At 31.7% G+C, this 14,586-nt stretch carries 12 protein-coding genes; 8 read left to right on the forward strand and 4 right to left on the reverse strand.

The window, feature by feature from the left end; translation table 11 throughout:
• The first annotated feature begins 58 nt into the window (after positions 1-58).
• Positions 59-1,828: a CehA/McbA family metallohydrolase gene (locus DTL3_RS01575; RefSeq protein WP_045087235.1), complete on the forward strand. Its 1,770-nt coding sequence runs from the start codon at positions 59-61 to the stop codon at positions 1,826-1,828.
• 648 nt (positions 1,829-2,476) lie between these two features.
• On the opposite strand, the gene DTL3_RS09575 is transcribed toward DTL3_RS01575, so the two are convergent.
• On the reverse strand, positions 2,477-2,632 hold the full coding sequence (locus tag DTL3_RS09575) for a hypothetical protein (RefSeq protein ID WP_231854024.1): 156 nt from the start codon (positions 2,630-2,632) through the stop codon (positions 2,477-2,479).
• Positions 2,633-3,348: 716 nt separating this feature from the next.
• Between DTL3_RS09575 and DTL3_RS01585 the strand changes: the two genes are divergently transcribed.
• The 7 genes from DTL3_RS01585 to DTL3_RS01615 all read left to right on the forward strand — a co-directional run bounded on the left by DTL3_RS01585 (position 3,349) and on the right by DTL3_RS01615 (position 10,977).
• Positions 3,349-4,896 carry an ABC transporter ATP-binding protein gene (locus tag DTL3_RS01585; RefSeq protein WP_045087236.1) on the forward strand — a complete coding sequence of 516 codons (1,548 nt, stop codon included), beginning with the start codon at positions 3,349-3,351 and terminating at the stop codon, positions 4,894-4,896.
• Entirely contained in the window at positions 4,893-5,942 is a 1,050-nt protein-coding gene (locus DTL3_RS01590) for an ABC transporter permease (RefSeq protein WP_045087237.1), read from the forward strand. The genes DTL3_RS01585 and DTL3_RS01590 overlap by 4 nt, the downstream gene beginning before the upstream one ends.
• Positions 5,935-6,876 (forward strand): ABC transporter permease, encoded by a 942-nt coding sequence (locus DTL3_RS01595; RefSeq protein ID WP_045087238.1) that lies wholly within the window; start codon positions 5,935-5,937, stop codon positions 6,874-6,876. Before DTL3_RS01590 ends, DTL3_RS01595 begins: the two co-directional genes overlap by 8 nt.
• 81 nt (positions 6,877-6,957) lie before the next feature.
• Positions 6,958-8,331 (forward strand): ADP-ribosylglycohydrolase family protein, encoded by a 1,374-nt coding sequence (locus tag DTL3_RS01600; RefSeq protein ID WP_045087239.1) that lies wholly within the window; start codon positions 6,958-6,960, stop codon positions 8,329-8,331.
• Between the two features lie 234 nt (positions 8,332-8,565).
• Positions 8,566-9,477, forward strand: a complete 912-nt coding sequence (rbsK, locus tag DTL3_RS01605; protein WP_045087240.1) for a ribokinase — start codon at positions 8,566-8,568, stop codon at positions 9,475-9,477.
• 275 nt (positions 9,478-9,752) lie between these two features.
• A complete protein-coding gene (locus tag DTL3_RS01610; protein ID WP_144403456.1) occupies positions 9,753-10,286 on the forward strand; it encodes a hypothetical protein in 534 nt (177 codons plus the stop codon).
• A 112-nt stretch (positions 10,287-10,398) separates the two neighbouring features.
• A complete protein-coding gene (locus DTL3_RS01615) occupies positions 10,399-10,977 on the forward strand; it encodes an outer membrane beta-barrel protein (protein WP_045087242.1) in 579 nt (192 codons plus the stop codon).
• Between the two features lie 71 nt (positions 10,978-11,048).
• Here DTL3_RS01615 and DTL3_RS01620 read toward each other — a convergent pair whose 3' ends face one another.
• Genes DTL3_RS01620 through DTL3_RS01630 form a run of 3 tightly spaced genes read right to left on the reverse strand, consistent with a single transcriptional unit; the run spans position 11,049 to position 14,499 of the window.
• Positions 11,049-11,600 carry a GNAT family N-acetyltransferase gene (locus DTL3_RS01620; RefSeq protein ID WP_045087243.1) on the reverse strand — a complete coding sequence of 184 codons (552 nt, stop codon included), beginning with the start codon at positions 11,598-11,600 and terminating at the stop codon, positions 11,049-11,051.
• Between the two features lie 26 nt (positions 11,601-11,626).
• On the reverse strand, positions 11,627-12,280 hold the full coding sequence (locus tag DTL3_RS01625) for a CpsB/CapC family capsule biosynthesis tyrosine phosphatase (RefSeq protein ID WP_045087244.1): 654 nt from the start codon (positions 12,278-12,280) through the stop codon (positions 11,627-11,629).
• A gap of 44 nt (positions 12,281-12,324) precedes the next feature.
• Positions 12,325-14,499 (reverse strand): GumC family protein, encoded by a 2,175-nt coding sequence (locus tag DTL3_RS01630; protein ID WP_045087245.1) that lies wholly within the window; start codon positions 14,497-14,499, stop codon positions 12,325-12,327.
• Between the last annotated feature and the right edge of the window lie 87 nt (positions 14,500-14,586).

The raw sequence follows: 14,586 nt of genomic DNA on the forward strand, positions 1-14,586 counted from the left end.
ATTGTTCGTTTTAGAATTTCTAAAGTGACTATTACTGTTATACGAGGGAGGTATAAATATGAAAGAAAACATAAATAAAAGTTTATCAAGATACAAACCAAAAAATAATTTTATTGTATTAGTTGTAAGCCTCTTGGTATTATTAAGCTTACTACCTCAAATTTTGATGGCTATATCCAAGGATACAAATACTGTATTAGGGACGGTTTATGGCAAAGTTACTGATGAAGAAGGGATTGGTATACCCGCTGTGTTACGCTTCATATCGCCAGAATCAGACATATTTGAAACACATTATACCGACTGGCTTGGAGGATTTGAATTGCATCTCCCTGCCACTAGATACACAATTGAAATCATGCATGGTCCCGAATATGAAATTGCTAGATCTTCTTTTACCCTTGTACCAAATGAAAAGAAAAAGCTTACGTTTAGTCTTTCACGTTTATACGACTTAAGCAAGATCGGATGGTTTGGAGGAGATGCTCATTTACATAGCAGCTACAGTGATGGAAGTGATGATGTAGCGTTAGTAGCCTTAGCAGCAATTAGTAACGGCCTTTCTTGGGCCTTCCTTACTGATCATAATACTGTTGAAGGCCATTCAGAGTGGCTAGCAGCTCGTAGGTTTTTACTATCGTCTACTTTATTAGAGCAAAAACAGCAGTTTATTGCTATCCCCGGAGAGGAAATTACAACGGAACTCGGTCATTTTAACGTTGCGGGAAATAGAGAACTAGTAGGTTGGACACCATCCAAGGGTAGTGAAGATTTAAAAAGAATTTTTAGTGAGGCGGTTCTCAAGAGCTCTATAACCATAGTAAATCATCCCTTTGCTCCGGACAATTTGGGTTACAAAAACTGGGAACTCATTAATTTTTTTAACGCTTTAGAAGTATGGAACGGAAGATATCCTCCTTATATGATGGAAAATTATGAAGCTATGTCTTTCTGGTTTGAATTACTTAACCAAGGCATGAAAATAGCAGGAATATCTGGAACTGATTGTCATGATATAACAGGCGAACCTTACGGATCCTTATCAATGGCTCCTTCTAATGTCATCATTGACTATTTCCCAATTTCTTCAGATTTTTTTGATGAACATGAAGCTGAGTTCAGGTCGTGGTTTCGTTCAGGCCTCTACCCAGGAAATCCTAGAGTTTATGTTAACACACCTGTACTTAATGAGTTCAACGTCTTAGGTGCTCTTTCCAGAGGCAATTGTTTTATTACAAATGGCCCTCTGGTGTTAGTCAATATCGATGATAAAGGACCCGGCGAAGTGATTCCAGTTATTGAGACAAAAAAATTAGAACTTGACATTAAAATTATGTCAAATCAACCTCTTAGCAAGATTATTATCATTCAAGGTGGAAGAATTGTTAAAGAAAAAAAATTGGCTGGATTAACTGATTATGTAACTAAAGTTGATATTGATCCAAATATTGGAGATTGGATTATAGTACAAGTTTTTGGTAACTATCCTTTATTTGCTATGACCAACCCGATCTATCTAGATAGCGACGTTCAAGAAGTAACTTCGAAAGTCAAAATCATAGGACCGGAATCAACGCTAATTTACAATGGAAGCGTGAAAGTCGTTTCTAAAACTCCAAATGCTATGAATGCTTTGATACAAGCATGCATTATATCAGGTAATTCATGGCGTGAAATGGGAGGATTGATAGTAGAAATTGCAGGATACGAAATGCAGAAAAGTGCTGGATGGATGTACGAAGTCAATGGTGAAATTCCAACTGTTGGAGCTAAGGACTACTTTCTTAAAGACGGAGATGAAGTAGTCTGGTATTGGAGTAGTTGGTAAAGAACACCTTTGAACTTATTAACTCAATATCATTTGAAAAAACCTTTTTATATACATTTTTCTCTTAATTTTCGTACTTAGAGTCATTACTTTTAAAGGCAATAGAGCAAATTTTTTGAATCTGTTCCTTTTTTTATATTTCATATTTTTATAAAGCTTAATCTAACTTAAAATGGATATTAACTTAATTACTTTTTGTTATAGGAAATAAACAAAAAGTTTTTCACAAAAATAGTTTTTGTATCAAAACAATTATTCTCATAAAACATCTTGTTATATGTACTTGGTATCATATAATTTAAAGAAGCATGTGGCCTTAGGTTATGATAGAAAAACATATAAGCGTTGTAAGCATAGAAAACATCTTCTATACTTTCAAATGAGTTAAGTTGAACAAACTCACATTTGAAGCGTTGAATAATTTAATTCAATGAATGCTTGTGAATCAGGATTGTTTTTGTATCGAAATTCAGGCGTTATCTCCATCTCATTCATAAAGCTTCAATTGCTTTTGATTTAAATTGAGGACCATTGTCTGTTCTGATTATGAGTTTTGTAGAACCAGCGTTCTGTACAAAACAGTTTTTTTACAGCATTCATAAAATCTAAGATAATTCAAAGTAACATCGTAACTTCTTTATTTAGAAATTAAAAGTAAATCACCGAATAATCAGAAATAATAGATTTAGGTCTTCCTTTTTTGTTATCAAAAACATAGTCATCGTAATTTGATTCTATGTATTTGCTAACCCATGAAGAAATATTGTTGATAAGCACAGAATATTCATCAGATAGCTCTCTCATAATTTTGTTACTGTTAAAGATACTTTTTAACAAATTGAAGTTTAAAATCATTAGAATAAAGTTTTTTCTTTTTCGTAATTTCACCGTTTGGTTTTATTTTATCACTTCCTTCATTTTTCCCCAATTCCTACAAGGGTGATTATGAGTTCTGAATGTTCATTTTGATACTGGTCATATACAAAACAAAATAACATAGAGAAGAATTACTTTAGTAAGATATTTGTTAAACCTCCTTACGTTTTAATGGATTAATAATGTTAAAAAATTACATCATAAAAGATAAATGTAACCTGGATTTAGTTTTAAAAGTATGTTAAAATATTGGTTTTGGAATTTCTAAAACGTCTACATTTATAAAAAGGAAGGTAAAAGCAGCATATTCATTACAAATGCGTGTTGGAGCATATTAACATAAAATGTTTTTCATCAAATTGAAGTTTATAATTGTTGGTATATTTTTCAGTAATTTATATTTTTATTTTTATCGCTTTTGTATTATTTTAAATTTATTTCGTGCACTCCTAAAAGGAATCCACTATGAAAGCATAAATATACTTTTTTATGGAAAAGAAAAAATAAATCATAATTATGAGCATCATACAATATCAACTGTTAAGCATTCGCTGAATTTTATCTCGTATTCATAGAAGATTCGCTTCTTTAAACAAATTTATTAAGAGTGCAAAAAATATTTTTTTCAAGGAGGATATTTAATAATGAAAACATTAATTGAAATGCGAGGAATTACAAAAGTCTACCCGAATGGTGTAATTGCTAACAACAGGGTAAATCTTGAGATCAGTTCTGGTGAAATTCACGCCATTGTAGGAGAAAATGGTGCAGGTAAAACCACCTTGATGAAAATTCTCGCTGGTTTTGTAAAACCTGATGAAGGAGAGATTTTTTATAAAGGGGAAAAAATAAAAATTAGTTCTCCTTCAGAGGCACTTGAAAAAGGTATAGGTATGGTTCATCAACATTTTATGTTAGTTCCTTCTTTGACGGTAGCAGAAAACATTGTTCTGGGAATGGAACCTAGAAAAGGTTTATCTTTTGATTTACAAAAAGCAATTAGTTTAACAAAAGAGATTTCTAAAAAATATAATATGTACGTTAATCCAAATAGTAAAGTGAAAGATATACCTGTAGGAATGAAACAAAAAGTTGAGATCTTGAAGTCTCTTCTCCGTGGTGCAGAAATACTTATTCTTGATGAACCAACCGCTGTGTTGACACCACAGGAAACCGAAAGCCTTTTCGAATCTTTACTAACTCTTAAAAAACAAGGCCACACAATTATTTTCATAACTCACAAACTAAAGGAAGTTAAAAAAATTTCCGACCGTATAACAGTGATGAAAAAGGGTCGAAACGTAGCAACTATAGCAACCCAAGAGGTTTCAGAAAAAGAAATATCCCAAATGATGGTCGGGAGAGATGTAATTTTTGAAGTTGAGAAACTACCGGTAAAACCTGGAAAAATTGTCCTTGAGGTTAAAAATTTGAGAGCTTTTAGTGAAAATGGGAGAATGATGTTGAAAAATATAAACTTCGCGGTCAGAGAAAGAGAAATAGTTGGAATTGCAGGTGTTGCTGGTAACGGGCAAAGCGAATTAGTCGAAATTTTATCAGGTCTCCGAAAAGCAGAAAGAGGACAAATTCTAATTAATGGAATTGATATCACAAATAAGAGTACAAAAATCATTAGGAACAATAAAGTATCTCATATTCCAGAGGATAGGATGAAATATGGAACAGCCCTTGAGGCTACTGTTGAAGAAAACCTTATCTCGGATAGATATGATAAACCCGAATTTAATAGGATATTAATATTAAATAAAAAGAAAATTCAAACAGAAACAGAAAAACTAGTTAAAGAATTTAATATTGCAGTAAATTCAGTTAAAACAAAAATTAAAATGCTCTCAGGGGGTAATGTTCAAAAAGTGGTTGTGGCTCGTGAAATTTCTTCAAATCCTTGCTTGTTGCTCGCAAATCAACCCACTCGAGGCGTAGATATTGGAGGGAGGGAATTTGTCCACCGTAAATTAATAGAAATGAGGGAAAAATCTGTGGGTATACTCCTGATTTCCTCTGATATAGATGAACTAATGTGTTTGAGTGATAGACTACTGATAATCTATGAGGGTGAATTAGTAGCCGCATTTTCAGATGTTGATAAAATAAACGAAGAAGAAATAGGTTTGTATATGTTAGGAATTAAAAAACAGAATGAAATAACTCTGAGGGAGGAGATGATATGAAAAAAATTCAGGTGTTTGATATTTTACGAATTTTAATCGCTCTTCTAATTGCTTTCTTTATAGGATTTATAATAATATTGTTGGTAAGTGAAGAACCATTGTATGCTTTCAAATTATTTTTAGTTGGTCCCTTCTCCAGCCTGAGACGTATAGGTAATCTTGTTGAAATGACAATTCCTTTAATTTTTACTGGTTTAGCTGTTGCTGTAGCATTTGAAGCAGGACAATTCAATATTGGAGCAGAAGGTCAATTCTTCTTTGGAGCAGCTTTAGCAACTATAATGGGAATCATTTTTAAAATCCCAGCAATTCTGCATGTTCCATTGGCATTATTAGGGGGTATAGTTGGAGGTGGTTTAGTCGGAGGGATTCCTGGGCTTCTAAAAGCTAAGTGGCAAGTTAATGAATTAGTTTCTTCTTTAATGCTAAATTTTATTTTCTTACATTTTAGTCTCTACTTAGTAAATAATCATTTTCGAGATGTACATACGGGTATTATGGCTTCCTGGAAAATAGAAGAAACCGCTTGGTTAAAACAATTTATACCAGGAACCCGCATTCATGTAGGTGTCTTTATTTCAATCATAATGGTCATTTTTACTTATTACTTCCTTTATCGTACAAAATGGGGGTATGCTCTTAGAATGACGGGTATTAATAAAGATTTTGCAATTTACTCAGGTATTAATGTCGCATCTGTAATTATTTATTCTCAAGTAATTAGTGGGGCTCTTGCTGGATTAGGTGGAGCTATCGAAATACTGGGTATTCATCACCGATTTCAGTGGCAAGCATTACCAGGGTATGGCTTTGATGGAATGATAATTGCTATAATGGCTAAGAACAACCCAGCTTTTATTCCTATAGCGTCATTATTTTTAGCTTACATTAGAAAAGGGGCTGAGGTAATGAACATGATGAGCGATGTTCCAGCAGAAGTTGTAAATATTATCCAGGCAATAATAATTTTCTTTGTAACAGCTGAAGCTTTTTTAAGTAAATATCAACATAAGCTAGTGGTTAAAGAGGTGACAACAAATGGTTAAAGTTCTTCAAGGAATTTTTACAGTTTCTTTTTTTCATGCCATTTTTAGAGTAACAACCCCTATTTTATTTGCTTCTCTGGCGGCGTTAATTTCAGATGTATGTGGCATCGTAAATGTAGGAATTGAAGGGTTAATGTTAATATCGGCCCTAACCGGGGTAGTGATAAGTGCCTTGACACAAAGTGCTTGGTCTGGCATGATTGTTGGAGTTATAGTTTCAGCATTATTTTCTCTTCTCCTAGCATACTTCCATTTGAAATTAAAAACGAACATTATCCTTGCGGGAATTGCTTTGAACTTGATGGCGAGTGGTGGAACTGTTTTTGTGTTAGCAGTCCTTACTGGTCAAAAAGGTGTTTCCACAGCTCTTAATAGTAGAGTTTTGCCTGATATTAGAATTCCTTTCATTGACAAAATTCCTATACTTGGTGAAATTTTATCTAATCATAATGTATTAACATATATTGCCTTTATTTCTGTTCCTCTTGTGTGGTACTTTATGTATAGGATGCCTTTGGGTTTAAAATTTAGGACAATTGGAGAAAATCCTGAAGCTGCTCGTTCAGTTGGGATCAATGTCCACCGTCTTCAATACCTAGCACTGGTTTTAAGTGGTTTATTTGCAGGCCTTGCAGGTGTTTATATGTCGATGGGTTATGTTTCTTGGTTTGTTCGAGACATGGCCGCCGGTAGAGGTTTTATGGGTCTTGCAGCAGCTGCGATGGGAGGTAATAAGCCTTTTCTTGTTATGTTAGCTGCACTATTATTTGGTATTGCTGATGCTTTGTCAAATTATCTACAATCTTTGCGAATTCCTTCTGAAATTGTTCACATGATTCCTTATCTAATAACTGTTGTCTTTCTTACTATATATGCCATATTTTTGCACCATAAAAAAATGAAAAAGATTACTTTTAGTGCAGATGATGCTTGATATTTTGCGTTAAAAAGAAAAGTCAAGGCAAAGCCCCAAATTAGGTGTTACTTAATTAATATTATATGAGGAGTGTGAAACATGAAAGCATGGAAAAATGAATTAAAAAGAAGAAAAAACGCTAAACCATCAAAATTAAGCGAAGAAAATTGGGGAAAAATGCAAGAATTAAGCATATTTCCCGACGATTTACTGTTAGCTTTTTGGGAAAGCAATGTACCTGGTTCCGATGCTCCAGAATCAATGATTGTTGGAGCTGTCCAATCAGTTGAAAACATGGGGAGAGATGTTTCAAAAGCAGAAATCTTATTAGAAAAAGGATTTCAATATCTAACGACTGGTGACTACCCAAAGTTAAAAGCTATAACCAGCGAAATATTTTATTTGCTCGACAACGCTCCAATCATAGAAAGTCATAGTTTTCACAATTATAGTAGACCTTTAAAATGGGGAGAGATTTCCAAATCTTTTCCTCAAACAAAATTCACTCCCTCCAACAATGTTGATCTAAAAGATAAAATTCATGGTGGATGGCTTGGACAACTTGCAGGCGGTTCTATGGGTACAAGATTGGAAGGATACACTCATGATGCTCTAGAACAAGTTTATGGGGATGAATTAGGTCATTATATTGGAGAGGTGTCTACTTTAAATGACGATGTAACTTACGAATTAATCTTCTTAAAAACATATGAAGAAAAGAAAAAAGAAATATCTTCTACCGACATTGCAAAAAATTGGATTAGCTACATTCCTTTTGGATGGAGTGCAGAATTAATAGCTCTTGAGAATATTAAGAGAGGAATTTTTCCGCCAGTCTCTGGATATTTTCATAATCCGTTCCAAGAATGGATTGGTGCCCAAATGCGATGTATGGTTCAAGGATTAATCGCCCCTGGTGATCCGTATAAGGCTGCAAAGCTTGCATTCATTGATTCTCAAGTTTCACACAGTGGAAACGGCATATATGGCGGGATACACTCTGCAGTAATGACCTCTTTAGCCTTTGTTCTAAACGATCCTAAAAAAATTATAATAGAATCCTTGCAATATATTCCAAAAAATACAGAATTTAACAAAATTGTACTTGATGTGATAAAATACTGCCAAGAAACGAGCAATTGGCTTACAGTTTTAAGAAAAGTAGAAAACGATTTCGAAAGTTATAATTGGGTTCATCTTTACCCAAACACTGCAGCTGTAATAACTTCTTTATGGTTTGGAGAGGGTAATTTTGATGAATCAATGAAAATTGTTGCCTCTTTTGGATATGACGTAGACTGTAATGCAGGTGAAATCGGTACAATTTTAGGAATTATATACGGTAAGCAAAATTTGCCCAACCACTGGTCTAATCCTTTAAAAAACTGTTTAGAAACATATCTCCCTTTTTTCAAAAAAATGAAGATATCTGATCTGGCAGAATGGACATATGAACTAACAAATATCACCTGATATTTTAAAGTATTTGTTAAGAAGATAATTAAAGTGTAAGAAATATCTTTTTCCTTGATTACTGATTGAAAAAGAAAAAGCTAATGAATATTTGCAAACAGGTACAATTTATTTTCCAGTAGATCTTCAACTTGTAACAAAATAAAATTTGTAGGGGTGGGGAATTCTCCCCACCCATCATATTAATTGAATATTAATAACCATAAATGAAAGGTAGTAGGAGGGATTCTACGAGTGATTGCCGTAATAGGTAGTAGTAATATGGATATAGTTTTTAATGTTGAACATTTAACACTTCCAGGAGAAACTCAAAAAGCTAATTCTTTGAATTTTTATTTTGGAGGAAAAGGTGCAAACCAAGCTGTAACAGTTGCAAAACTGTCAAATAAAACTGTCTACTTTTGTACATGTTTGGGAGAAGATGAGTATGGAAATCAAATTTCTGAAAATTATAAAAAATATGACATTCAAGGATATTACATTGAAAAGGGTGAAAAGACCGGAAGCGCTTTTATTGAGGTAGAAAAAACCGGAGAAAATAGAATTATACTATTCACAGGAGCTAATGATAAAGTTGATAAGGATAAAATAGATTTATTTCTGAACAATTACGAAGAGAAGATAGATATTTGTTTACTACAAAATGAAATTCCCCCAGAAAGTGTTGAGTATTCAATTTTAAGGTTAAACAAAAAAGGAATCAAAATCGTTTATGATCCCGCTCCGGTAATGAGCACAAATATATCTGTATTGGGAAAAGTTGATTTTTTGACTCCTAATGAAACTGAATTTACATTTTTGTGTGATAAATTGAATATTCCTGAAAATTGGGTTTTTGAGGACAAAGCTTTAGCTTTTAAAAGATTATCAAAAGTTAGTAATTTGATAATAAAATTGGGAGAAAAAGGCTGTTTTTATATAGACAATAAAGAAAATTATGGTTATATAAAAGCTTTAAAGGTAAAAGCAATTGATACTACTGCAGCTGGCGATGTTTTCAATGGAGCGTTTTCTGTATATTATGAAAAAACGCAAAACTTTATTGACAGTCTTAAATTTGCAAATGCTGCATCAGCTATTTCTGTAACAAGAAAAGGTGCTCAATCTTCTATACCTTCCTATGAAGAAGTGCCTTTTAAAGATTAGATTGAAGATTTCTCTTTTAATGAGGGGTTAGCTTTTCCATTAAATGAACTTTTATTATGTAATTAATGGTAAAGCTAACTCTTTATTTTTACAATATGCCATTTCTTTAATCAAATTTTAAGGCTGATTCTTTATCATTATTTAAAAGATGATATTTATATGACTTTAATATCTAAAATTTAGAATTTATTAGTGTTCATAAAGAAAAAATCTTTTCCTTTCTCAATATATTTTCAAAAGAACCTATAAATCAGGAGTTAGGAGGTGGGAACATGATGAAAAATGCAAAGTTTCTTGTGGCGCTTTTAATTTTTCTTCTGTTTATTGTGTCAACATTTGCTAACAGAACCACAAGTAATATCAAATTAAATGACCACATTTATATACATTCAGTTTTATTAAACAACGAAAATTCATTAGAGATCATGGATATTCTAGGGATGATTGAAAAAAACAATAATAAAAAAATTTTTATAAGTGAATATTATTTTGTCCTACAAAAGGATTACAAAAAAGAGTTAGAAAACATCAAGGACATGTATTCCCAAGAAAATTATTATTGGCATTATATAAAAAATAGAGCTTCTTTAGCTACTATAAACACTGAAAAGAATACTTTTAAAAATATTTCTCAGGATAAAATTGTAACCAATACAAAATTTTTTAAGAATGATTATTCTAAAGTTATGAAAAGTACCTCTTTACATACTTTTGTTCATAAAGATAAGCTTAATATTTTTCTTTTAAATTTTAATAAAGTTTTACCAAATATTATAGAAGTAAAACCAAATATATTTATCTTTTCTTAATGATTAATTAAAAATTTATATGATAGAATATGGTAGAATATTAATTAGGATGTTGTTTCATATCTATAAAATTCTGATTTAAATAATAAATATCTCAGAAGGAGGGGTATTAATGAAAAAGGTAGTAGTAACTTTATTAGTTGCGGTTTTAGCAGTTTTTAGTTTTGCAGCATTTGAAGTAACAGGTGGATATGCTCATACATCAGTTAGTTCAACTGACACAGCAGTTGCAAGTGATGTATCTTTCAATGGGTTAAGCATAGGTGCAAACTATTTGTACGAAGATTTGGGTTTCGTTGAAGGTGGAGCTTTAGTATTAGGTGGAGCATTTGATTATTACTTCCCAGTTAAAGCAACTGTAGAAGCCACTTCTGTCGAATTTACTCAAATGGATATCACATTGAATCTTGGATACAGACAAAGCTTAAATCCTTTCTTACCAGAGCTTCCAGTTGATTTATTTGTTGAAGGGTTATTTAACTATTCATTTGGTTTAGGCGACGCTAAATTAACTAGTTCATCGTTAGCATTTGGCGGTGGAGCTGGAGCAGCCTTTGTAGTACAAAATCTAGACGTAAAAGTTGGGGCAGATATATTATTTGCAAAACCAACTATAGTTGATGATTACAAAGAAGATTATAAAAACTCATTCAAACCCAAATTTAAAGTTTTTGCAGGGGTTGAATTCTAAAAAAGTTTTAAAATAAAAAACCTCCTTTTTAAGGAGGTTTTTATTTTTTATATGGCTTATGAAGTATAATCTTACTCTATTTTCTTTCTCATTTCTACAGCTACTACACGATAATTTAAGCTTTCAAAAAAACCTTGTAAAAACTTCAAATATCGGGGTAAAGTAATAAATTTTTGATTGTCATATCCTTTTATGAGAATAATATAAGTTTCCGTAAAACCTAACTTTTTATATAGGTTATAGGCAGCTTTATTACTTGAGAAAACGTTTAATCCTATTTTTTTAACCTTATCGTTTTTTAACTTTTTTTCTAATTCTTTTATAGCCATTGTTGCGTATCCTTTTCTTAAATATTTAGGAAAAATTCTAATATCATAAACAAAGGCTTTTTTACGATCGTTATTGACAAAAACCCACATTCTACCAACTTGTTCATCTCCTTCGTTTATAATGTTATAGGCATAATTTTTACCATTCTTTTCATCATCTCCACAAATAGCATCTATTTGCGATTCTGCCCTTGCTAGAGATTCATGATATGGCAGTAATAAATTTTCAGATAAAACTTTAGCATATTCATCATACATTTTATTTTTATATATTTCAAATTCTTCTTTAATCATTAATTCTAATTTCGTAAATACCACTCCTAAAGCTTTTCTGGTGTATTAATGCCCAATAATTCAAAAGCTTTTGTTGTAATTTCGGGATACCTTGAAAATAAACTTAGATCAACTTCTTTTCTATTATCTTTTCCATGATTATCTGTTGCCAAAAAATCAACTAGGTTTTCTCCTAAATAAAAACGCCCTTCCTCTGTATTTATTCCTTCAAAGTTAACCTGAAAATAAACGTTCATTTCTTTCATTCTTTGCAATAGTTTTTTATTTTCAAACAGCCATCTATAGCGTTCTACATGAACAAGTATCACTTCATATCCTTCTAATTGAAGATTAAATATTGAATCCAATGCATAAATTGGAAAAACACGTGTTGGAAACTCAATTAATACAAATGAATCATTAAAAGGTATGAATTCTTTATAGTTCGGAACTAAATATAATTCTGAAGCTAAATACGTAATTAGACCAGTTTCACTTTCTATACGATTTTTTAAACTATTATATGTATTTCTTATTTCTTCTATACTGGTATTAACAGAAGGATTATTTACATGAGGTGTAAAAATAACTTGATTTATACCAAAATCTTTATATCTTTTTAACTCTATTATAGTATCTTCAATCTTTTGTACCCCATCATCTACTCCTGGTAAAAGATGGTTATGTATATCAATAAACATTTATTTCAACCTCTTTCTATTGACTAATCAAAACTAACTAAAAATTAATTTTTAAGTGTAGTATCAATTCTTTTTCTTTTTTTAACTTTTTTCCCGTCATCTGAATAATAATAATAGTAATAATAGTAATTTGATGTCTTCTCATCAATATCCACAATAACTGTTCCTAACAATTTAACCTCTGAAGAAACTATATTTTCATAGGCAACTTTTAACATTGGTTTTAAGGTCCCATTATAACGAGTTACTAAAATTAACCCATCAGAGTATCTCGACACAATTTGAGCATCGGGGGCAACCATAATGGGAGGTAAATCTATTATTATCTTTTCATAATGCTCCTTAAGAGTCTGAAGCAATTCTAAAAATTCATTAGATGTTAAAAGAGACGTTGGATTTGGAGGCAAAACTCCCGCTGGTAATACATCAAAATTTGGAAGACTTTCAACTGGTTTAAACAAGATCTTTTCTAATGGAACTCTTCTCATTAAATAATTTACTAAGCCTAAATTTTTGTTCTTTATTCTCATAATCTTATCAACACGCGGCTTTCTCAAATCTCCATCCATCAACAAAGTTTTTTTCCCATTTTGAGCATAGAAAATTGCTACATTTGAAGCGGTAATTGTCTTACCTTCACTAGGCCCTGCACTAGAAAAACAAATGGTATTTGGTTCTTTTGTAGTTGAAAAGCTTATATTTGTTGCTAACATTTTGTAGGACTCAGAAATTGGTGAAACAGGATCTTTAAGAACAGGAAGTTCACCAGATTCCTGATTAATCTCAAAGGAAGGTATTCTTCCTAAAACTGGAACTCCCTTAATAATTGATTTAAGCTCATTTTCATCCTTAAGTTTCTTATCCATATATTCGATTAAAAATACAACAAGTATCCCTAAAAAAATCCCTAAAACGCCACTTATAACAACTGTCAATGTCTTGTTAGGTTTAACCGGAGTTGGCGAAACAAATGCTAAATCAATAATATCTGCAGTTCCTATAACCCCAGCCTCAGCAATTTTTGCTTCCTCTAATTTTTCAAGTAAAAGTACATAAAGGTTTTCCTTCACTTTGACTTCTCTTTCATAATCCATAAGCTTTTGTTCAAGAGCAGGTAATTTTACAAGTTCTGATTGATATGTATTTCTAATAGAAGTTAAGGCTTGTATTGTCCCTTGAATTACTTGAAGATTAGCCTGTTCTTCTATTAATTGAGAGTATAGACTACTATATTGTGGATTAATAGATTTTAATTGTGAAGTAACAATCGTATTTATTTCTTTTTTTAACATCTCTTGAGCTTGAAATAGTTGTTCTTTCAACTTTAAAACTTCAGGATCGTTAGCAGATTTTGTTCCTTCAATACCTGCCAACTGAACTTGTATATTTACTATCTGATTTCTTAAATTACTGACAACGGGGTTAATCGAGATAGTTTCAGAAGTTATAATTTCTTGATCGATATTCTTTAATAAATCATTGATAGCCTCGATCCTAACTTTAGATTGTTCCAATTGTACTTGATATGTATTAATTTCCTGATCATAAGTGACTAAAAACTGCAATATAGCTTTAGCCTCTTCATCTAGAATAAATACATTATTCTCTTCTTTAAATAGCCTTAGATTGTCTTGGGCAGTATTTAACTCAGATTCAGCTTTCGGTATCTGTTCCTCTATAAACTTTCTTCTTGAGGTATATTCATTCTGGGATAAACTTTTTAACAAGTCATTATATACTATAGCAAGCTCATCTGCAACACTTCGGGCAAGTTCTGAATCCTCACTCTGTACAGAAATTTTTACAATATTGGTATCCTTTACAGGAGAAACTGTTATAATATCTCCTAAATATTTTATTACCCCATTTTTGGTGACGTTTTCAGGATTATCTGATCTTTCTTTAAAATAATCAACCAAATGAAGATTATCAACAACTTTTTCTAAATTTCTACGGCTTTTTATAAGTTCTATCTCGGTTGATATTTTTGAAGAACCTGAGGACATCTGTGAACCAAATATATCCACGACGGAACCTTGTTGAGATGAACCAACTTTTAACGTTGTACTTGCCTCATATATAGGGGTAGTTGTAAACAGATATATTAAAGCTATTATAACTGTTACTACTACTGTTATAAAAAAATACCAAAACCTCTTTTTAAATATTTTTAATATATCTTCGAAAGTTAACTCATTATCCAACTTTCCATCGTCCATTTTTTTTCCTCCCAGATCTTCATACTTAATTAAATGAATTTCGTATTTTCTCTAAGAATCAAGATATAATACCTTGTTATTTTATCA

It is taken from the genome of Defluviitoga tunisiensis, assembly GCF_000953715.1.
Classification (GTDB): Bacteria; Thermotogota; Thermotogae; order Petrotogales; family Petrotogaceae; genus Defluviitoga; species Defluviitoga tunisiensis.